This is a genomic window from Streptomyces sp. NPDC127595 (assembly GCF_042671685.1).
Lineage (GTDB): Bacteria > Actinomycetota > Actinomycetes > Streptomycetales > Streptomycetaceae > Streptomyces.
In genome coordinates, this window is the sequence record NZ_JBHXWK010000003.1 from 116,219 (window position 1) to 134,913 (window position 18,695).

Annotated in this window: 16 protein-coding genes and 1 pseudogene; 7 read left to right on the top strand and 10 right to left on the bottom strand. The window is 68.6% G+C overall.

The window, feature by feature from the left end:
- The first annotated feature begins 86 nt into the window (after positions 1-86).
- The 3 genes from ACFVKT_RS11535 to ACFVKT_RS11545 are packed head-to-tail and all read left to right on the top strand — an operon-like array spanning position 87 to position 3,467.
- Positions 87-1,631, top strand: coding sequence for a circularly permuted type 2 ATP-grasp protein (locus tag ACFVKT_RS11535; protein ID WP_385730141.1), 1,545 nt, complete (start codon positions 87-89; stop codon positions 1,629-1,631).
- 37 nt (positions 1,632-1,668) lie between these two features.
- A complete protein-coding gene (locus tag ACFVKT_RS11540; RefSeq protein ID WP_385730143.1) occupies positions 1,669-2,601 on the top strand; it encodes an alpha-E domain-containing protein in 933 nt (310 codons plus the stop codon).
- 2 nt (positions 2,602-2,603) lie between these two features.
- Positions 2,604-3,467 carry a transglutaminase N-terminal domain-containing protein gene (locus ACFVKT_RS11545; RefSeq protein ID WP_385730145.1) on the top strand — a complete coding sequence of 288 codons (864 nt, stop codon included), beginning with the start codon at positions 2,604-2,606 and terminating at the stop codon, positions 3,465-3,467.
- Positions 3,468-3,639: 172 nt separating this feature from the next.
- On the opposite strand, the gene ACFVKT_RS11550 is transcribed toward ACFVKT_RS11545, so the two are convergent.
- The 4 genes and pseudogenes from ACFVKT_RS11550 to ACFVKT_RS11565 form a co-directional block, all read right to left on the bottom strand.
- Positions 3,640-3,987, bottom strand: a complete 348-nt coding sequence (locus ACFVKT_RS11550; protein WP_385730147.1) for an RloB family protein — start codon at positions 3,985-3,987, stop codon at positions 3,640-3,642.
- Positions 3,988-3,998: 11 nt separating this feature from the next.
- Positions 3,999-4,259: pseudogene (locus ACFVKT_RS11555) on the bottom strand (RloB domain-containing protein); the annotation flags it as partial.
- Positions 4,237-5,562, bottom strand: a complete 1,326-nt coding sequence (locus ACFVKT_RS11560) for an ATP/GTP-binding protein (protein WP_385730149.1) — start codon at positions 5,560-5,562, stop codon at positions 4,237-4,239. The pseudogene ACFVKT_RS11555 and the gene ACFVKT_RS11560, both read right to left, overlap by 23 nt.
- A 76-nt stretch (positions 5,563-5,638) precedes the next feature.
- Positions 5,639-6,115, bottom strand: coding sequence for an ATP-binding protein (locus ACFVKT_RS11565; RefSeq protein ID WP_385730151.1), 477 nt, complete (start codon positions 6,113-6,115; stop codon positions 5,639-5,641).
- Positions 6,116-6,385: 270 nt separating this feature from the next.
- Here ACFVKT_RS11565 and ACFVKT_RS11570 point away from each other — a divergent pair, with 270 nt between their 5' ends.
- Entirely contained in the window at positions 6,386-7,267 is an 882-nt protein-coding gene (locus ACFVKT_RS11570; RefSeq protein WP_385730153.1) for a helix-turn-helix domain-containing protein, read from the top strand.
- Positions 7,268-7,279: 12 nt separating this feature from the next.
- Positions 7,280-7,477, top strand: a complete 198-nt coding sequence (locus tag ACFVKT_RS11575) for a DUF397 domain-containing protein (RefSeq protein ID WP_385730155.1) — start codon at positions 7,280-7,282, stop codon at positions 7,475-7,477.
- Here ACFVKT_RS11575 and ACFVKT_RS11580 read toward each other — a convergent pair.
- Positions 7,470-8,540: a sugar ABC transporter substrate-binding protein gene (locus ACFVKT_RS11580; protein ID WP_385731046.1), complete on the bottom strand. Its 1,071-nt coding sequence runs from the start codon at positions 8,538-8,540 to the stop codon at positions 7,470-7,472. The two genes, ACFVKT_RS11575 and ACFVKT_RS11580, sit on opposite strands and share 8 nt — an antisense overlap.
- 509 nt (positions 8,541-9,049) lie before the next feature.
- Between ACFVKT_RS11580 and ACFVKT_RS11585 the strand changes: the two genes are divergently transcribed.
- Together ACFVKT_RS11585 and ACFVKT_RS11590 are read left to right on the top strand one after the other, a co-directional pair.
- Positions 9,050-11,098: a PA14 domain-containing protein gene (locus tag ACFVKT_RS11585; RefSeq protein WP_385730158.1), complete on the top strand. Its 2,049-nt coding sequence runs from the start codon at positions 9,050-9,052 to the stop codon at positions 11,096-11,098.
- A 1-nt stretch (position 11,099) separates the two neighbouring features.
- Positions 11,100-13,073, top strand: coding sequence for a PA14 domain-containing protein (locus ACFVKT_RS11590; protein ID WP_385730160.1), 1,974 nt, complete (start codon positions 11,100-11,102; stop codon positions 13,071-13,073).
- 62 nt (positions 13,074-13,135) lie between these two features.
- Here ACFVKT_RS11590 and ACFVKT_RS11595 read toward each other — a convergent pair whose 3' ends face one another.
- The 5 genes from ACFVKT_RS11595 to ACFVKT_RS11615 form a co-directional block, all read right to left on the bottom strand.
- Positions 13,136-13,588, bottom strand: coding sequence for a heat shock protein transcriptional repressor HspR (locus ACFVKT_RS11595; protein ID WP_385730162.1), 453 nt, complete (start codon positions 13,586-13,588; stop codon positions 13,136-13,138).
- A gap of 7 nt (positions 13,589-13,595) precedes the next feature.
- Positions 13,596-14,780, bottom strand: a complete 1,185-nt coding sequence (gene dnaJ, locus ACFVKT_RS11600) for a molecular chaperone DnaJ (protein WP_385730164.1) — start codon at positions 14,778-14,780, stop codon at positions 13,596-13,598.
- A 33-nt stretch (positions 14,781-14,813) separates the two neighbouring features.
- Positions 14,814-15,482, bottom strand: coding sequence for a nucleotide exchange factor GrpE (gene grpE / locus ACFVKT_RS11605; protein ID WP_385730166.1), 669 nt, complete (start codon positions 15,480-15,482; stop codon positions 14,814-14,816).
- Positions 15,479-17,326 (bottom strand): molecular chaperone DnaK, encoded by a 1,848-nt coding sequence (dnaK, locus tag ACFVKT_RS11610; protein ID WP_385730168.1) that lies wholly within the window; start codon positions 17,324-17,326, stop codon positions 15,479-15,481. Before dnaK ends, grpE begins: the two co-directional genes overlap by 4 nt.
- A gap of 106 nt (positions 17,327-17,432) precedes the next feature.
- Positions 17,433-18,518, bottom strand: a complete 1,086-nt coding sequence (locus tag ACFVKT_RS11615; protein WP_385730170.1) for an undecaprenyl/decaprenyl-phosphate alpha-N-acetylglucosaminyl 1-phosphate transferase — start codon at positions 18,516-18,518, stop codon at positions 17,433-17,435.
- Between the last annotated feature and the right edge of the window lie 177 nt (positions 18,519-18,695).

Sequence of the window (18,695 nt, forward strand, 5' to 3'; positions counted from 1 at the left end):
CCACCCGGAAGCGGGCGACGCACCGCGTGAACTGCCGGAAATAACCGAGTGATCAGCGTGTTACGTACCGCACTTAACGTCAGTCCATGGCGGACATATTTGACGCGTACGCGTTGGCCGATGCATGGGACGAGATGTTCGAGCGGCCTGGTGAGGTCAGGACCGCCTATGAGCCGGTACTGGCCGCGTTGCAGCCGATCGAGCCGGTTGAACTGCGGTTCAGGGCCGACCAGATGGCACGGTCGTTCACCGACCGGGGTGTCACCTACGCCTTCGCGGGCGAGGAGCGGCCCTGGCCGCTCGACCTGGTGCCGCGCATTCTCGACGCGCTGGAATGGGACCTCATCCAGCGCGGAGTGACCCAGCGGGTCAGAGCCCTCGAGGCGTATCTCAGTGACGCCTATGGACCCTGCCGCGCCTTCGAGGACGGGGTCGTACCCTGGCGACTGCTGCTCAATTCACCCCATTTCCACAGAGCCGCGCACGGGATCGAGCCACCGGGCGGGGTACGGATTCACGTCGCCGGGATCGATCTCGTGCGGGACGAAGCGGGGGAGTTCCGGGTACTGGAGGACAACGTTCGCGTGCCGTCCGGTGTCTCGTACGTCATCGAGAACCGGCGTGCGATGACCAGGATCTTCCCGTCCCTCTTCGCCGAGCAGCATGTGGTGCCGGTGGACGGCTACGCGCAGAAGCTGCTGGCCGCGCTGCGGGCGGCGGCTCCGGACGGGGTGACCGACCCCCGGGTCGTAGTCCTCACCCCCGGCCCCAGCAACGCCGCCTACTTCGAACACGCGCTGCTGGCACGGCTGATGGGCGTGCAGCTGGTCGAGGGCCACGACCTCGTCTGCCGCAACAACCGGGTGTGGATGCGGACCACCCGCGGCGAGGTGCCCGTACATGTCGTATACCGGCGGCTCGACGACGATTTCCTCGATCCGCTGCAGTTCCGGCCCGACTCGGTGATCGGCTGCCCGGGAATCATGAACGCCGCACAGGCGGGCACGGTGACCCTCGCGAACGCCGTCGGCAACGGCATCGCCGACGACAAGCTGCTCTACACGTACGTCCCCGACCTGATCCGCTACTACCTCTCCGAAGAACCGATTCTCCCCAACGTCGAGTCCTTCCGGCCGGACGAGCCTGGCCAGTTGGAGGCCGTCCTCGACCAGATCGACCAGCTGGTCATCAAGCCCGTGGACGGCGCCGGCGGCATGGGCATCGTCATCGGCCCGAAGGCCGACCGGGAGACCCTGGAGCGTACGCGCGCGGCCGTCGCCGCCGATCCGCGCGGCTGGATCGCGCAGCGGCCGGTCGCCCTGTCCACCTCTCCCACCCTCGCGGGTGACCGGATGGCGCCGCGCCACATTGACCTGCGGCCGTTCGCCGTCAACGACGGCAGCGATGTGTGGGTACTGCCCGGCGGGCTCACCCGGGTCGCGCTCCAGGAGGGCAACCTCATCGTCAACTCCAGCCAGGGCGGCGGCTCGAAGGACACCTGGGTACTGGCCGAGGGCCCCACCGAGCAGCCCGCACCCGAGATCAACAGCTCCGTGCCGGACGTGGTCCCCCGCCAGCTCGGCCCCGACGGCGACCGCACCGCCGTACAGGAAGGGGCACAGCAGCAGTGACCGCTTCTCTGGTTCCCAAGGCCCAGGAGGTACGACCGTGAACGACGTGATCCTCTCCCGGATAGCCGAAGCCCTGATCTGGACCGGACGGTATGTGGAGCGGGCGGACGCCACCGGCCGCATCCTCGACGCCTATCTGCACCGGCTCCTCGGAGACCCCTGGCGTGACGAGGACGTCGCCTGCCGGTCGCTGTACGCCATCCTCGGCGTCGACGCGGGCGACGAACGCGTGGACATGCAGCAGGTGTTGGACCAGTTGGCCTTCGACGCCCGTTCCACGTGCGCCATCGAGGGCGCGATCGGCGCCGCACGGCTGAACGCGCGCAGCGCCCGCGAGGCGGTCTCCTCCGAGATGTGGGAGTGCCTCAACTCCACCTGGCACGCGCTCGCCGACCAACGGCTGGCATCGCGGCGCACGGGCCCGTACGCCTATCTGGAGCTCGTACGCCGCCGGGCCGCCCTCTTCTTCGGGCTCGCCGACTCGACGATGAGCCGGGACGACAGCTGGCGGTTCGTGGTCCTGGGACGGAGCCTGGAGCGGGTCGACATGACCGTACGGCTGCTGTCCGTACGGGTGTTGGACGCCGCCCACGCTCCCGACTGGCCGACGCTGCTCAGTGCGAGCGGCGCCGACGAGGCGTACGCCCGTGTCTACGGCGGTTTCGGCGACACCCCGCGCGTGGCTGAATTCCTCCTCATGGACCGGGACTTCCCGCGCTCGGCGCTGCACGCGCTGACCACGGCGGAGGAGTGCCTGGCGGCGCTCGGCCGGCCCAGACAGGACCCTGCGCGCCGCCCGATAGGCCGTATGCGGACCAGACTCGAATACCTGGATCTGTCCGCACTCGACGGTCAACTCCCGCTCCTCCTCAAGGACTTGCAGCAGGCCTGCATGGCCTCCGCCGAAGCGGTGGCGGAGAAGTTCTTCCCGAACCAGGGGCCCGTCGAGTGGGCTCAGGAAGGAGCGTGACCATGACCGGGAACACGCAGAAGCCGACCCGTCGGCTCCGGATCCGGCACATCACCCACGTCTCGTACGCGCAGGCCGTGGTCGCCTCGCACAACGAGGTCCGGATGACCCCGCTGACGCTCCCAGGGCAGACCACCCTGGACGCCCGGGTGACCGTGAACCCCGCCACCGCCACCTGGTCGTACTGGGACTACTGGGGCACCCAGGTCACCGGCTTCGACCTCACGGAACCCCACGCGAATCTGACCATCACGGCGTCGAGCCTGGTGGAGACGGCACCGCCGGACCCGCCGGCCGCCGCCCCCACCTGGGCGAAGATCGCCGAACTCACCACCAACTCCCGCCTGTTGGAGTACGCGGCACCGACCGGCCGTACGATCGTCTCGCCCGAGCTGGTGGAGCAGGCGCGGGCGGTCTCCGCCGGCCTCGACCCGCACGAGACCGCCGTCGCCGTCTCGTCCCTGGTCACCGGGCAGGTCTCGTACATCCCCGGCGCCACGGGGGTGAACACCAGCGCCATGGAGGCCTGGGAGCAGGGCGCGGGCGTCTGCCAGGACATCACCCACCTCACCGCGGCCCTCCTCCGCGGCCTTGGCCTGCCCACTCGCTATGTCTCCGGCTACCTCCACCCCGAGCGCGACGCCGAACTCCACCGCCCCGTCGCGGGCCAGAGCCACGCCTGGATCGAGTACTGGGCAGGCGACTGGAACGGCTACGACCCCACCAACAGCACCCGCGCCGCCGAGTCCCACGTGGTCGTGGGCCGGGGACGCGACTACGACGACGTGACACCCCACAAGGGGGTGTACCGGGGAGTCGCCGGGGGCCCGCCCGAGGTGACGGTGGAGTTCACGCGGGTGGCCTGAACTCACCGGTGGAGGTCGTCGCCGCCATGCTCCTGAGGCCCGTAAATCGCGTGGCCGGCGCGGGTGGCGAGCGCCCAGCCCTCCACGCCCCCCACAGGACCGCGTCCAGTTCCGCCGCGTCCCGGGTCGACCTCGCTCTCGGACACGACGCGCCTCCCTTCCTTTTCCGCGTTCAGCCGTCCCGGCCCGCGATCCGCTCCGCCAGCGCCCACATGCCGGTCGCTGGATTGACCTCGTGTTCCTTACCGGGCGGGGCGAGTTTCCGGGCGCGCGGCACCGCGGTCTCCCACCCGTCCACGAAATGGCGGAAGTCGAGGCGGGACTTGTCGTAGCGGGGAAGATGACGGGTCAGATACGGGAGGAGCTCGCGGTAGGTCCGCGCGTAGGCGGTGTGCGCTCCGAAGTGCAGGACCAGCCACAGCTCGAAGCACGGGTTGGAGACGGCGACCTCGATGCCGGCCTCCGCACATCTGAAACGGCACGCGATACGTCCTGGAACTCGTCGACGTCGAACACGCACCAGACCTCGCCGAAGTCGGCCCTGGACAACTCCCGTTGCTGAGCCGCGTACTTGATCAGCTGCGAGGGAGCGCACGACTTCGTGGCGATCCGCACCGTGACAGCCGGATTGGCGACCTGCGCGATCAGCCCGCGTAAATAGTCGCTCTCGGTCACATCCGCACCGCACACGACGAGCAGCCTGCGACGGGCTTCCCGCTTGCCCGAAACGCGCCTCAGGTCCGACTCGAAGACGGGACGGCGGCGCCCGCTACTCTTCGGCGTCCTCGCCACCGGTCCCCTCCCGTACGGCGACTGCGGCCGCGAACAGCTCTTCGTTCAGCAGTGGTACGGCGCCGTAGCTGCCGCCGAGATAGCGGCGTTCCCGGTTCTCCTCCGTGCGCGGCTTGAAGTCGGAGAGCGGGAAGAGTGTCGTCTCCCCATAGCCGTCCTTCTCGACGAACCAGACTTGGTCCCGCTTGAGGATGTCCTCGCCGCCGCTTCGTCCGAGGAGACTCGCGTCGTGGGTGGTCAGGAGGAGCTGTGCCCCCCGCGGGTTGGTCGCCTCTTCCTGGAACAGTTTGATCAGATGCGCGGTGAGCCGGGGATGCAGGCTGGAGTCGATCTCGTCGACAACCAGGAGGCCACCGCGTTCCAGCACCTCCAGCACCGAACCGGCGTAGGCCAGCAGGGCCTTCGTACCGGCCGACTGGTCTTCGAGGCCGAGCCGCACGGGGCCGTGGCGGCCTCGCTGCTCGACCCAGACACGGGTGACTTCGCGCCTCATCGCCCGCGGCATGCCGGATGCCGAATCCGAGCTGTTGTCCGAGATCGCTTCCGCCAGCCGGTACGTGCGACCAAGAGGGCTCAAGTCATCGATCGCGACCCGCTCCACTCCCACGTTCTCGATCCCCAGATCCGCGGCTTTGAGGAGACCGACGACACCGGGGATCCGGGCTGGGTCGGTCAGAAGCTTGCCGGCTGCAGAAACACGGAAGAGCAGATCCCCCTGTGCTCCGGACCGGAACCGAAGCCCTCCCGTGAACCACGCATACACCGGACGGAACGCGTCCTGCCGGGACCGGGCCGCGACGGACATGAACAGACTGTTCGGCTCGGTGATCTTCCTGACCAGCTCCAGTTCCTTACGGGGCTGTGCGTCACCGAAGGTGAAGTCCTCACCGGAGCGCTGGAACACGATCCGCTTCCGTCCGTGCGGATAGCTGTAGAGCCACTCGTCGATGACCCGGTCGTCATCAAGGCTGAAGCCGTACGTGTGCCGGACACCGTCGAGCGACAGGTCCACCACGAACCAGGAGGGCTCGCTCCGGCACTCCCCGTCGAGCGCAAAGGGTGAGCGCCGGATTCCGGCGCCCGGCTCGGCGTCCCGGTGCGATGAACGCACCATGTCCGCCATGTACCGGAGGGCGTCGACCACGTTCGACTTGCCCGCCGCGTTCGCCCCGAAGACAGCGGCGACCGGGACCGCCTGCCACTCCGTCCCTTCCGGACGGTCCACCTCGTACACAGGGCCGAGCAGCAATTGCTGCTCTTCTTTGATGGACCGATGGTTGGCAACGCGGAAGCTGAGAAGCACAGCTCATCACCTCCTCTGCGGGATCAAAGCGTATTCTGTGCGGAAAACCTGCGTGTTTTAGCCTCTACCCCGCACGCTAAGGCCTGACGGACGCCGGGGAAAGACCTGCCGTCCGTACGGGTGGTGGGTCATGGGCCCCACCCAGCTCGAACCACACCCCCTTCGCGAACCGTCCCGCCCGGTCCACGGCCACGCCCCACAGGTCCGCGACCTCCGCGACGAGGGCGAGCCCGCGGCCCCAGCACGCGGTCGCCTCGGCGGCCGGCGCGACCGGCGGGTCGTGGCTCTCGTCGTACACGCTCACCCTCAGACGTACCGGGGTGAGCTGGACGCGGAGCATGGTGGTGCCCTTGGTGTGCAGATGGACGTTGGTGACCAGCTCCGAGGTGCAGAGGGTCGCGGGCAGGACGAGGGGCTCCCGGTCGAGGGTGAGGAGTACGCCGCGTACGAAGTCCCGGCAGACCTTGGGGGCGGTGGCATCGCCCGGGGCGAACAGGCTGTATTCGTAGGCGAGTTGAACGGGACGGTGAGGTGCCCTGCGGGCAGCTTCCATGAGGGGGTCAGCTCCTGTCGTTCCGGCAGAGGGTTCGTCGAGTGAGGGGTACAGGCGCGATGGCAATGTCCGGGCCGGTGGATGCCGGTTCGGGTGCGCTTTCGCATGGGGGCAGGGCGAGTTGGACGACTCCGGTACGGTTCCGGAGCATTAGTGGCAATGCACTCACAGTAGAGAGTCAGGTTTACAATTTTCAAGCTACTTGCCTGGATCGGTGGACGAACGCCCCTGCCCTGGAGAGACTTTGAGCGATCGAACGAGGAGTAGCAGGTGGGATTGCGGACCGTCATCAGCGAACGTCAGCGGCGACTCGGCTTCGAGCTCAAACAACTGCGCGAACAAGCCGGGTTGAACGCCGGGCAGACCGCGGAGCGGATCGGCATGGGCCGCGCCCAGCTGAGTCAGATCGAGACGGCGAAGACGACGATCCTGACGGACCGACTCCGCGAGCTGTGTCACATCTATGGATGCACAGATACAACGTATGTCGATGCCTTGGTCGCCCTGTCAGAAGCAACCGGCAAGGGCTGGTGGACCGCCCACAAGGGGCCGATGGAGCCAGGCGCCCTGAGCCTCGCGGAGTTGGAGGATGGCGCCGTCGCCCTGCGAGTGCACCAGTCACTCTTCGTGCCGGGGCTTTTCCAGACCTCCGCGTACACCCAGGCCATCTTCAACAGCCCCAAGCTGGGTTTCGAGAACATCGAGGAAGCCTTGGGGTTCCGCCTGAAGCGCCAGCAGATCCTCACGCGCGAGAACCCGCCCACCGTGCACGCCGTGATCCACGAAGCGGCCCTGCACATGCGGTTCGGCAGCCCGCAGATGATGCGCGATCAGATGCTGCGACTCGTCGAGCTGGCCCGGCTGCCCCATGTGACCATCCAGATCTACCCGTTCAGCGCGCAGGCGCACGCCGCGCTGAGCGGGAACTTCGTCCACATCATCCCCAGCGCATCGCAGCTCAGCACAGTGGTCCTGGAACAGCCCACCGGAGCAAGGTACTTGAGCGAGCAGGTTCAGCTTCGCCAGTACGGCGACCTGTTCGACCGCCTCGTCGAGAACGCACTCACCCCCATCGACGTATCGTTGGCCCCGGAAGCACACTCGGTGAAGGACTCGCTGGCTCTGATTCAGCACCTTCTCTACGCGCTTTAGGGGGAAGCCAAGGTGTCCGAGCTCGACTGGCAGAAGTCGACGTTCAGCGGCGGCCCGCAGGGCGAGTGCCTGTTCATCGCCACCGCCCCCGACGGAACGATCCGCCTACGCGAAAGCGACGAGCCCCGTACGGTGATCGTCACCGCCCCGGAGGGGCTCGCCGCTCTGCTGGGTCACATCAAGGGACCGAGGGAACCGCGGACTACTTGAGGTCGATCGCGTTGCAAGCGGACTTGTAGTCGGCCGTGCAGATGTCCTTGACCTTGTAGATGCCGTCCGAGATGACGGTGTCCTCGATGTTGTCCTTGGTGAGGGCGACGACCGGGACGAGCGCGGCCAGGATGTCCTTGTCCGTGGGGCTGTCGACCTTGTCGCTGGCCAGGGCGTCGAACTCGATCGTGCGGCCCTGGACCCGCGCCACGGCCATCTCGGCGGCGACGCTGGCCTCCTGGGGGTAGGACTTGTAGACGCTCATGAACTGGTCGCCCTTGACGATGCGCTGCACCGCGGCGAGCTCCGCGTCCTGCCCGGTGACCGGCGGAACGGTGCTGACACCCATGGTCTTCATGACGTCGATGACCGCGCCCGCGATGCCGTCGTTGGCGGCGTACACGCCGGCGATGTTGTCGATGCCGACGGCGGCGACGGCCTTCTCCATGTTCTTCCCGGCCTCGACCGGGTCCCAGTCCTTGGTGTCATACGTCTTGGCGATGTCGACCTTGTTCTGGAGTTCGACCATGGCGCCCGCCTTGAACTGCGCCGCGTTCGGGTCGGTCACCGAACCGTTCATCATGATGATCTTCTTGCTGGCGGAGTCGTCGCCCAGCTCGCTGATGAGAGCCTTGCCCTGCACTTCGCCGACGAGTTCGTTGTCGAAGGAGACGTAGGCGTCGATCGGCCCCTCGGCCAGCCTGTCGTACGCGATGACGGGGATGCCCGCGTCCTTGGCCTTCTGCACGCCGGGGGCGATGGCCTTGGAGTCCACGGCGTCCACCAGGAGTACGTCGACCTTGTCGTCCACCATCTTCTGGAGCTGGGTGGCCTGCTTGTCCGCGTCCGCCGCGGCGTTGGCGTAGACCACTTTGCCCTTGTTGTTGGTGAGCTTCTTCACCTCGGACTCGATGATGGGGTAGTCGAACTTCTCGTAACGCGTGTTCTCCGTCTCCGGGAGGAGCAGACCCACGGTGATGTCGTCGCCCTTCGTGGGGCTGGCCTTGGTTTCGCTGCCACCGATCCCGTCCACGACCCCGCAGCCGACGAGGGAGACGGCCATCGCGGACGAGCTCACGGCTATGACGGCCCGACGCCGACGGGTGTTACGAGTGTTCACATCAGGTGCCTTCCGGGCGAGGTTGCAGCATTGCGACCCAGGTGGCTGAAAGCCAACGCGGCGATGACCTCAGCGTCAAGGACTAACCACTTAACGAGATGGCAACAGCATGCTGTGTTCCCCAAGTGAACACGATGGGAAGAGGCCGCGCCTCCACTTCCAGAAATCCTCACTGATTCACACGCGCCACTCATTTCACAGGGTTCCCGGCGGCGCGCGAACGACCCGTGCCCCGACCAAGGTGTCTCGAAGTCGCCCCCGCACACCGCCTCACGCGACAGGGAAGGCCTGCGACCAGCCGGATCACCGATCGGCAGCCGCGCGTATCACCGCCCCGCCGGCCTCGCCGGACTCCCGCGCCACCTTCGTACAACCATGCCCCCGGTCCGATAGTCCTGATCATCAACGGCCTCCCTTTGCCTGCCGTTGACGATCAGGACTTGAAGGACCGAATGAACCCAGCCAGACACACGGCCGCGGCCGCAGCCGTCACCCTTGTGCTCACGACCGCCGCCGGTCTGCTCGGCGGCGCCGCCGCGACCGCCTCGGCCGCCACGACCTGCACTTCCCCGGTCTACAAGCGGCAGTTGTTCGCGAACACCACGTTCAAGGGCACCCCGAAGAAGACCGCCTGCGACTCCACCATCGACGAGAGCTGGAGCGCAGCCCCCTCCTCCGGCCTCCCGAAGGACAACTTCAGTGCCCGCTGGACCGTCACCCGCGACTTCGGCTCCGGCGGCCCCTTCGCCCTCACCGCCACCGCGACCGACGGCATCCGCGTCTACCTGGACGACAGCCGCAAGATCAGCCTCTGGTCCGACACGAGCAGTTCACGTTCCAAGACCGTCAATGTGACGATCCCCAAAGGCAAGCACACCCTCCGGATCGACTACGTCAACTGGACCGGCACGGCCAAGGTGAAGGTCGGCTACACGCCCCGCACCTCGGCGAGCGTCGACAAGGTCAAGCCCCTCGCCCCGACCGGCGTCGCCGCCGACTACGTCCCCGACGGAGAGTGGGCGTACACCGAGCTCGCCTGGTCCGCCAACAAGGAGATGGACCTGGCCGGGTACCGCGTCTACCGCCGGCTGCAGGGTTCCGATACCTGGACCAAGGTGGCCACGACCACGGCCGCCGCGCGCACGGCCGGCGACCAGCCGCCGCCCACGGGACAGTCGTACTCCTACGAGGTCCGCGCCTACGACAAGGCGGGCAACGAATCGGCGGGCTCCGCCGACCAGTTGATCACCTCGGTGGACTGGACCGCGCCCGCCCCCGCCGTCCTCACCGCCACGGCCGTGGAGGCCTCCAACAACCTCTCGTGGACCGCTCCCACCGACGCCGTGCTCTACCGGCTCTACCGCAAGTCCAAGACGGCGACCTCGTACACCGAGGTCGCCGAGACGACCGGGACGAGCTACGTCGACACCACGGCGAGCTACGGCTACGCCTACGACTACAAGGTGAGGGCGCTGGACGCGGCCAAGAACGGCCGGGACTCCAACGTCGTACGCTCCACGCGGTCGATCCTGCCGCCGGAGAACGTGACGGCGACCGTGCCCAGTTACGGCGCGATGTTCACCTGGACCGAGGCGCCCGGCGGCGACACCGCCGACTACGAGGTCTACCGCTCGACGACTTCCCCGGTGGCGACCACCTACGAGAACCTCACCGACTGCCGCAGCCGCAAGGTCGCTACGGACGCGACCGGCAACAAGGTCCACAGCTGCGTCGACTACGACGGCGACCAGGGCGCCACGTACCACTACGTGATGATCCGGAAGAACACCGCAGGGCGCTGGTCCACCGGGTCCCCGGAGATGACCGTCACCCGGCCCGGCGACGAGATCCCGCCACCGAACGTGACCGGCCTGAGCGCCGAGCCCCTGGAGTACGGCGTCAAGCTGGACTGGGACGACAGCACGGTCGCAGACCTCGACAAGTACGAGATCTACGAGAAGCCGACGCAATGGGCGACCCCCGAATACGTGGGAGTCGTGGACGCCGGCACCTCCGAGTACGTCGTCGGCCCCGAGCGGGCGGACGGCGAGAGCACCCAGTACGTCGTCGTCGCCCGCGACATCTACGGCAACTCCCGTACCTACGAGGGCGCGCACGACCCGGACATCGCTCCGTGGAGCCAAGCCCTGTCCACGGTCGCCGTCACCGAGCTCGACCTCACCCCGACGGTCGTCCCCGAGGACACCTCGGCCTGCGGCCTCTACGCCTTCGACAACACCGCGGGCGACTCGGTCCTGGACCTCGACTGCGAGGGCGTCGCCGCCGACGCCCTCGGTATCAACGTGTACCGGTGGGACCGGCAGTCGGGCACGTACGTCCGGCTGAACGACGTACCCCTGGCGACGACCACCAGCTACTACACGGACCGCACCGCGCCGAGGGGCACCACCAACCACTTCGTCGCCTCCGTCGTCGCGGCCGACGGCACAGAGACCTTCACGAACATCGACTACACCGTGACCCTGCCGAGCGAGGTATGACGTGAAGAACGCATCCAGGCATTCCCTGCTCGCCTGCACTGTTGTCGTCGCGACCGCGGGCGGCCTGCTCACAGCTGTCGCCCCGGCCGCCTCCGCCGCCACCCGCTGCGCCTCCCCCGTCCTCAAGCGGCAGTTCTTCGCGAACACCACGTTCAAGGGCACCCCGAAGAAGACGGACTGCGACAGCGCGATCGACGAGAGCTGGAGCGGCGCCCCCGCCTCCGGCCTCCCGAAGGACAACTTCGGCGTCCGCTGGACCGTCACCCGCGACTTCGGCTCCGGCGGCCCCTTCGCCCTCGCCACCTCCGGCCTCGACGGGATACGGGTGTACGTCGACGGCGTCCGCAAGCTCGACCTGTGGAAGAACACCTCCAAGGCTGTGAGCAAAACCGTCAACGTGACGGTCCCGAAGGGCAAGCACACCCTCCGCGTCGACTACGTCAACTGGACCGGCACCGCCAAGGTCAAGTTCACGTACACACCCCGCACTTCGGCCACCGTCGACAAGGTCAAGCCCCTCACGCCCAAGGACCCGCTGGTGTCGTACGACACCGCGAGCAACAAGGCGAAGCTGAGCTGGGGCAAGAACGTCGAGATGGATCTCGCGGGTTATCGGGTCTACCGGCGGCTGCGGGACAGCACCGGTTGGACCCGGCTCACCGGCACGACCGCGACCTCGTACACCGACACCCCGCCCGCGACCGGCGCCGTCTACTACTACGAGGCGCGCGCGTACGACAAGGCGGGCAACGAATCGGCCGGTACCGCCGACCAGTTGGTCACCGGCATCACGCTGACCGCGCCGGGCGGCCTCGCCTCCTCGGTCACCGACACCGCGGCCGAGCTGTCCTGGCAGGCGGTGCCGGGGGCGGTGAAGTACCGGGTGGTGCGCACGGATCCGGGCGGCGCCGACAAGGTCACCGACGTCACCTCGAACCACTTCAGCGACGACACGGCCGACCGGGTTTCCACGTACACCTACAAGGTCGCCGCGGTGGACGGCTCCGGTCATCTCTCGCCGTACACCGGCACCGTGAGCGCGCACCGGCCGCCCGCCGCACCGCGCGAGTTCACGGCGACGGCGGACATCGGGGCCGCGCTGCTGTCCTGGACGGTCAAGCCGGGGGACGCGAGTGTCCGTGCCTTCCACGTGTACCGCTCGACGACCCTGCCTGTGAGCACGTCCGGCACGCCGGTGTCGTGCACGACGACGTACACCGAACGCGCCGACGGGTCACGGCGCTACAGCTGCGGCGACTACTCGGCGGACGAGGGCACCACCTACCACTACGCGGTGACGACGGAGGACCAGGCGTCCGCCGTCTCCCTCCCCTCGGCGACGGTCACCGTGACCATCCTCGAATCGGACAAGGCGCCCGCCCAGGTGACCGGACTGACCGCGACGGCCACGGAGTACGGCATCGAGCTGGACTGGGCCGACAACACCGAGCCCGACCTGAAGCGGTACGCGGTCTACCGGGGCCGGATCCTCGGTGAGGAGGGCGGCACACAGGTCTGCTCCGGCTCGGAGTGGGCGTGGCTGTCCGCGTCCACCTCGCGCTACACGGACGTGACCCTGCCCGACGGCGGCCGCATCTGTTACTGGGTGGACGCGATCGACACCGCCGGCAATTCCAGCAGGTGGTGGGGACCCTTGTACGCCATCACGGTCGACGAACTGGATCTGACCCCATCGGTGGCGACCCCGGAGGGCTCACCGCTCAGCCTGTCGGCGACCGCGACCGACTCGGGCGTCGGCCTGGGGTGGAACGCGGCCGACTCGGCGACGGGCTACCAGGTCTACCGCTGGAACCCGGCCACCGGGGCGTACGAGAAGCTGGCGGCCACCACGGACCGCTCCTACGACGACACCACCGCGGCCCGCGGCACCACCCACTACTACTGGGTGACCGCGCTGTACGCCGACGGCACTGAGTCTGCGCCCGGGGCTGACTGGGTGATCCTGAAGCCCTGAGCACGGCCGGCATGCGAAAGGGGCCCGGAGGTTGAACCTCCGGGCCCCTTTCGCGTGGTCGGTTACTCCGACGACCGCTTCGGCCGCCACACCACCAACGCACTCGTCTGCTGAACCTCCTGGTACGGGACCAGGTCGCGGCGGTACGAGGCGTGGACGGCTGCCTCGCGCTGCTGCATCGCGGCTGCCGCGCCGTCGACGGCCGCCTGGAGTTCGGCGGCGCGCTGCTGGAGTGCGGCGACCTGGTTCTCCAGCTCGATGATGCGCTTGATGCCGGCGAGGTTGATGCCCTCGTCCTGGGACAACGCCTGGACGGTGCGCAGCAGTTCGATGTCGCGGGCCGAGTAGCGCCGGCCCCGGCCTGCGGTGCGGTCGGGGGAGACGAGGCCGAGGCGGTCGTACTGACGCAGGGTCTGCGGGTGCAGGCCGGAGAGCTGGGCCGCCACCGAGATGACGTAGACCGGCGTCTCCTCGGTCAGTTCGTACGGGTTGCGTCGACGGCCGATTCCGTCCATGGCGTCCTCATGCTCCCTTCGCGGCCTGGAACAGCTCCGCCCGCGGGTCCTCACCCGCGGTCGCCTCGCGGTACGCCTCCAGGGCGTCGCGAGCCTTGCCCGAAATCTCCGTGGGGACCGTGACCTCTACGGTGACCAGCAGGTCGCCGCGGGTGCCGTCCTTGCGGACCGCGCCCTTGCCGCGGGCGCGCATGGTGCGGCCGTTCGGCGTGCCCGGCGGCAGCTTCAGGGTCACCGCGGGCCCGCTCAGGGTGGGCACCTTGACCTCGCCGCCGAGGGCCGCCTCCGCGAAGGTGACGGGCACGGTGACGGTGAGGTTGTCGCCCTTGCGGCCGAAGACCGGGTGGGCGTCGACATGCACCGTGACGTACAGGTCGCCGGACGGGCCGCCGCGCTCACCGGGGGCGCCCTTGCCGCGCAGCCGGATGCGCTGGTTGTCGCTGACGCCGGCCGGGATACGGACCTGCATCGTGCGCGAGGACTTGGCGCGGCCGCTGCCGCTGCAGACCTCGCACGGGGTCTCTGCGATCAGACCGCGGCCCTTGCAGTCGGGGCAGGGGTCGGTGAGGGAGAACCCGCCGCCGGAGCCCCGGGCGACCTGGCCGGTGCCGACGCACGTCGGGCACACACGCGGTGTGCCGTTCGCGTCGCCGGTGCCCGAACAGGCCTTGCAGGGCGCCTGCGAGGTCATCCGCAGCGGAACCGTCGCCCCGTCCACCGCCTCGGTGAAGCTGAGCGTCACCTCGGTGTCGATGTCCTGGCCGCGCCGGGGCTGCGTACGCGTGCCGGTGGTCGTGCCGCCGCGGTTGAACAGCCCGCCGAACACGTCACCGATCCCGCCGCCGAAGCCGCCGCCCTGTGCTCCGCCGCCCTGGGCGCCGCCTCCGAAGAGGTCACCCAGGTCGAAGTTGAAGTTGCCGCCGCCCGCGCCCGGCCCCGGACGGAAGCCGCCGTTGCCGAAGAGGGCGCGGGCCTCGTCGTACTCCTTGCGCTTCTTGGGGTCCCCGAGGATGTCGTTCGCCTCGGAGATCTCCTTGAAGCGGTCCTCCGCCTTGGCGTTGCCCTTGTTGGCGTCCGGGTGGAACTCGCGGGCGAGCTTCCGGTACGCCTTCTTGATCTCGGCCTCGGTGGCGTCCTTGGGGACGCCGAGGACCTTGTAGTAGTCCTTCTCGATGAAGTCCTTGGTGCTCATCCTCGACGTCCCTCCTCTCTCATGCGTTCAACGTCAGCCCTCGTCCGGGCCACCGCTCTCCTTGTCGTCCGCCGCCTCGGCCGTCGCGTCCTCGGACTTGACGGCCTGCGCGCCGGGCTGGGGCTCGGCGACGGCCACCCGCGCGGGGCGGATGGTGCGCTCGCCGAAGCGATACCCCGGCTGCAGAATCGCCACGCACGTCGTCTCGGTGACATCCGGCGCGTACGAGTGCATCAGGGCCTCGTGGATCATCGGGTCGAAGGGCTCGCCCTCCTTGCCGAAGGTCTGCAGCCCCAGCTTCGCCGCGACGGTCTCCAGCGACTCGCCCACCGACTTGAAGCCACCGACCAGCTCGCCGTGGTCCCGCGCGCGGCCGATGTCGTCGAGCACGGGCAGGAGCTCGGTCAGGAGGTTCGCGATGGCGACCTCCTTGACCGCGATCCGGTCGCGCTCGACCCGGCGGCGGTAGTTCTGGTACTCGGCCTGGAGCCGCTGGAGGTCCGCCGTGCGCTCACCGAGCGCCGTACGCACCTGGTCCAGCTGTGCTGTCAGACCGGCCAGTTGGGCCTGTGCCTGTGCTGCTGCCGATTCGTCCCCGGCCGCAGCCGCCCCCTCGGGGGCGGCTGTCGGCTCGGCGTCGTCAGGGGTGGCGCCGGAAGGGACGTCAGGCTTCTCTTCGAAGCCCGGGGTCTCCTCCGTCACGCGGCACCGTCCTTGCGGTCACGGTCCTCGTCGACGATCTCCGCGTCGACCACGTCGTCGTCGCCGCGCGGGGCCTCGGCACCGGGGGCGTCACCCGCGGCCTGGGCGGCGGCTGCGTCCGCATACATCGCCTGGCCGAGCTTCTGCGAGACCGCGGCGACCTTCTCGGTGGCCGTGCGGATCTCGGCGGTGTCCTCGCCCTTGAGCGCGGCCTTCAGCTCCTCGATGGAAGCCTCGACCTCGGTCTTGACGTCACCCGGGACCTTGTCCTCGTTGTCCTTGAGGAACTTCTCCGTCTGGTAGACGAGCTGCTCGCCCTGGTTACGGGACTCGGCGGCCTCGCGGCGGGCGTGGTCCTCCTCCGCGTACTTCTCGGCCTCTTCGCGCATCCGGTTGACCTCGTCCTTCGGCAGCGAGGAGCCACCGGTGACGGTCATCTTCTGCTCCTTGCCCGTGCCGAGGTCCTTGGCCGTGACATGCATGATGCCGTTGGCGTCGATGTCGAAGGCGACCTCGATCTGCGGGACACCACGCGGGGCCGGCGGCAGGCCGGTCAGCTCGAACATCCCGAGCTTCTTGTTGTACGCCGCGATCTCGCGCTCGCCCTGGTAGACCTGGATCTGCACGGAGGGCTGGTTGTCCTCGGCGGTGGTGAAGATCTCGGACCGCTTGGTCGGGATCGTCGTGTTCCGCTCGATGAGCTTGGTCATGATGCCGCCCTTGGTCTCGATACCAAGCGACAGCGGCGTGACGTCGAGGAGCAGGACGTCCTTGACCTCACCCTTGAGGACACCGGCCTGGAGGGCGGCGCCGATGGCGACGACCTCGTCCGGGTTCACACCCTTGTTGGCCTCGTTGCCACCGGTCAGCTCCTTGACGAGCTCGGCGACGGCGGGCATACGGGTGGAGCCACCGACGAGAACGACGTGGTCGATCTCGGAGAGGTTGATCCCGGCGTCCTTGATGACGTTGTGGAACGGCGTCTTGCAGCGCTCCAGAAGGTCGGCCGTGAGCTGCTGGAACTGGGCGCGCGTGAGCTTCTCGTCCAGGTGCAGCGGGCCCTCGGCGGAAGCCGTGATGTAGGGCAGGTTGATCGAGGTCTCGGTGGACGAGGACAGCTCGATCTTGGCCTTCTCGGCGGCCTCGCGGAGGCGCTGGAGGGCCATCTTGTCCTTGCCCAGGTCCACGCCGTGGCCGGAGCGGAACTGCTGCACCAGGTAGTCGACGACACGCTGGTCCCAGTCGTCACCACCGAGGTGGTTGTCGCCGTTCGTGGCCTTCACCTCAACGACGCCGTCGCCGATCTCGAGCAGCGAGACGTCGAAGGTGCCGCCACCGAGGTCGAAGACGAGGATCGTCTGGTCGTCCTTGTCGAGGCCGTACGCGAGAGCGGCGGCCGTCGGCTCGTTGACGATACGCAGGACGTTCAGGCCCGCGATCTCGCCGGCCTCCTTCGTCGCCTGGCGCTCGGAGTCGTTGAAGTACGCCGGGACGGTGATGACCGCGTCGGCCACCTTCTCGCCCAGGTACGCCTCGGCGTCGCGCTTCAGCTTCTGCAGGATGAAGGCGCTCATCTGCTGCGGGTTGAAGCTCTTGCCGTCGAGCTCGATCTTCCAGTCCGTGCCCATGTGACGCTTCACGGACCGAATGGTCCGGTCCACGTTCGTGACCGCCTGGCGCTTGGCGACCTCGCCGACGAGAACCTCACCGTTCTTCGCGAAGGCGACGACGGACGGCGTGGTCCTGGCACCCTCGGCGTTGGTGATGACGGTGGGCTCGCCGCCCTCCAGAACGCTGACGACGGAGTTAGTCGTGCCCAGGTCGATGCCGACCGCACGTGCCATTTCAATTCCTCCAGCAATGACTTGAGTGGAACGGACTCAAGTGTGCACGACGCCCGCCACATCGTCAACAGAGCTGAGTCGAGGAGGCTCAACTCTTATCTGTTTCTTAGGCGCACCTTGCGTCTGACCTGGAGCTTTTCAACTGGCTGGGCGCTTGAGTCTTCAGCCCGTCCGGCGTTTGAGGACGAGCCCTTCGAGCGATCGGGGGTCTGGGGGCAGGGCCCCCAGGGGACGGGAACGGGTAGGGGCGGCGGGGGCGAGAAACCGGACCCGCGCCCCCCACGAGCACCACCACCGCGACCCCTCCCGCCACCCACCACGCGGCCCCCGCACCCACCCACCCCAGATCGATGAGCAAACCGACCAGCGCCCCGCCGAACGCCGCCGCACCGATCACCACAACGACCCCCCGCGACGTCAGCCCGACCCGCCGGAGCCGCTGCGCGAGATGCCCGCCCGGCCCCCGGGCCGCGAGCGCCAGATCGGCCAGCCCGACAGCGGTCAGCGAGAACAGCGCCGCGACCCCGGACCCCGTCTCCCGCCCCCCGTGCACCAGCACCGCCGCCGAGGCGAGCACGAACCCGGCGAACAGCGCCCCGCACCGCCCCGGCACGATCCGCGCCGGCGGCCGCCCCTGCATGAGGAACCCGGCGAGCGCCGCGGCCAGCACGCTCAGCAGCACCGTCGTACCGTCCATGACCTCGGCCGCCGCACACCCGCTCAGCGCGAAGGCGGTGACGACCCCGACGGTCCCCAGCACCCCGTCGGCGTGATCGAGCGAGACGAAGGCGAAGGTGACCAGGACCGTCCAGGCGATGCCCAACAGCCCGCCGAGCAGACCGAGTTCGCCGTACGGCACGGTCAGCGAGGCGGCGATTGCGACGCCTCCCGCCTGGACCGGGAGCGGCACGGCCCGCAGGTCGGCGACCAGCCCGAGCAGTCCGACCCCGAGCCCGGCCACCAGCAGCCGCCCCGCATCCGCCCCCAGCGGAGCGACCTGCGTCCACTCACCCGCCCCGGCCACCAGCGCGGTTCCGCCGAGCACCGCGACCCCGCCCAGCAGGGGAACCGCGCGGGGGCGCCCCGGCCGTCGCTCGACCACCCCGAAGCGCAGGGCGAACATCCGCAGCAGGGCGGCGAGGACGGCGGTGAGGAGCAGGGCGGCGAGGGCAGCGACGATTCCATACAACACGTCGCTAATTTAGGCGCAAATGTCACAATACTGTGCGAATAACACGATCGGGTTTACGTGTCGGCGTTCGGCCGTCGCATGCCCGGCGTACGGCCATGCCGTGGGGCTCCACCGCTCAGGCAACCCTCAGCGACGCAGATCACCGCACCCCTGGCTACAGTGCGGCAGAAGATATGG

Coding starts and splice junctions, on each gene's coding strand:
- ACFVKT_RS11545 (WP_385730145.1), top strand. CDS start 2,604: ATGACCGGGAACACGCAGAAGCCGACCCGTCGGCTCCGGATCCGGCAC.
- ACFVKT_RS11595 (WP_385730162.1), bottom strand. CDS start 13,588: ATGGACGGAATCGGCCGTCGACGCAACCCGTACGAACTGACCGAGGAG.
- dnaJ (WP_385730164.1), bottom strand. CDS start 14,780: ATGAGCACCAAGGACTTCATCGAGAAGGACTACTACAAGGTCCTCGGC.
- dnaK (WP_385730168.1), bottom strand. CDS start 17,326: ATGGCACGTGCGGTCGGCATCGACCTGGGCACGACTAACTCCGTCGTC.
- ACFVKT_RS11585 (WP_385730158.1), top strand. CDS start 9,050: ATGAACCCAGCCAGACACACGGCCGCGGCCGCAGCCGTCACCCTTGTG.
- ACFVKT_RS11565 (WP_385730151.1), bottom strand. CDS start 6,115: ATGGAAGCTGCCCGCAGGGCACCTCACCGTCCCGTTCAACTCGCCTAC.
- ACFVKT_RS11580 (WP_385731046.1), bottom strand. CDS start 8,540: ATGGCCGTCTCCCTCGTCGGCTGCGGGGTCGTGGACGGGATCGGTGGC.
- ACFVKT_RS11535 (WP_385730141.1), top strand. CDS start 87: ATGGCGGACATATTTGACGCGTACGCGTTGGCCGATGCATGGGACGAG.